The sequence below is a fragment of the Streptomyces xylophagus genome (genome assembly GCF_000716435.1).
GTDB lineage: Bacteria > Actinomycetota > Actinomycetes > Streptomycetales > Streptomycetaceae > Streptomyces > Streptomyces xylophagus.
On sequence record NZ_JNWO01000095.1, the window covers coordinates 1 to 989 of the forward strand.

Genomic DNA, 989 nt, shown 5'->3' on the forward strand with positions numbered 1-989 from the left:
CCAACCGCGCTCGCGCGCTATCGACACCCACGCCTCTCGAAAGATGCAGTTGAAGCGCATGCGAGCGATTTGCATGGCCCGCCCTTTGGCCTTGTCTTCAGGTGACATCGTAGGCTCCCTTGTACGGATAGAGGATCGCGAGTTCGGAGACGGTGAGCTTCCCGATCTTCTCGGTCAGCTCATGTTCTTGCAGCGGCACAGGCGGCCTGCCTGCGGCGCTGAACGGCTTTTCGTGCCAGACCTGGGGCTCCGGTCCTTTCAGGCCTTGCACATAGACGAACGTAGACATGGGGGTCCTCCTGTTTGAAGTTCACAACGCTCCGGCGAGCGCTTCACGGGCGCGATGGACGCGAGACTTGACCGTCCCCATCGCGACGCCGGTTATCTCCTGCATCTCCTGATACGTGCAGCCGATCCCTGCGAGCACAACGGCATCCGCCTGCGCGTCGGGGAGATCGAGCAAAGCATCCCACGCCTCGGCCAGGATCATCGCGCGCTCCGGGTTCTCCGGCGCAACGATATGGTCCGCGTAATCCAGCTCGCCCGTATAGGTCAGCCGTTGCAGGCGCGGGCCACCGCCCTTCTGCTTGCGGTAGCCCTTGTTGAACCGATCACGGATCAGGTTCTTCAGGATCGTCATCAACCAGCCTTCCAGATTGCGGCCGTCGAAGCGCTTCCGGTTGGCGAGCGCGTTGACCATCGTCTGCGAGACCAGATCGTCCGCGTCGTCGGCATGGCCGATGTTTTTGAGCGCGTAGTTCTTGAGCAAGCGCCGCGATGCCCACACGCCCTGTTCGAATTGATCCATGCCGTCATTCCTTCTTGTAGCGATCATCGGACCAACCGCTGGCCGCGATGGGGAGCCCGAGCCGGTTGCCTTTCGGCAGAGCCCACACAGGCGGGGTGGTGAAGATTTCGTGGAACTCGTCCTCGCTGCCGAAGTCCTCGTCGGTCTCGGCAACGCCTTCGTCGTGGACGCTCAGCACGTT

General features: G+C 62.1%; 2 protein-coding genes. Both read right to left on the reverse strand.

The features are described 5' to 3' along the window. Positions 1-97: 97 nt before the first annotated feature. Positions 98-289: a hypothetical protein gene (locus OO70_RS50410; RefSeq protein WP_030529749.1), complete on the reverse strand. Its 192-nt coding sequence runs from the start codon at positions 287-289 to the stop codon at positions 98-100. 21 nt (positions 290-310) lie between these two features. Then, positions 311-808, reverse strand: coding sequence for an RNA polymerase sigma factor (locus OO70_RS50415; RefSeq protein ID WP_030529748.1), 498 nt, complete (start codon positions 806-808; stop codon positions 311-313). Positions 809-989: the final 181 nt, after the last annotated feature.

Bases quoted from the DNA above. Each gene is read 5' to 3' on its own strand.
- OO70_RS50410 (WP_030529749.1), bottom strand. From the start codon at position 289: ATGTCTACGTTCGTCTATGTGCAAGGCCTGAAAGGACCGGAGCCCCAG.
- OO70_RS50415 (WP_030529748.1), bottom strand. From the start codon at position 808: ATGGATCAATTCGAACAGGGCGTGTGGGCATCGCGGCGCTTGCTCAAG.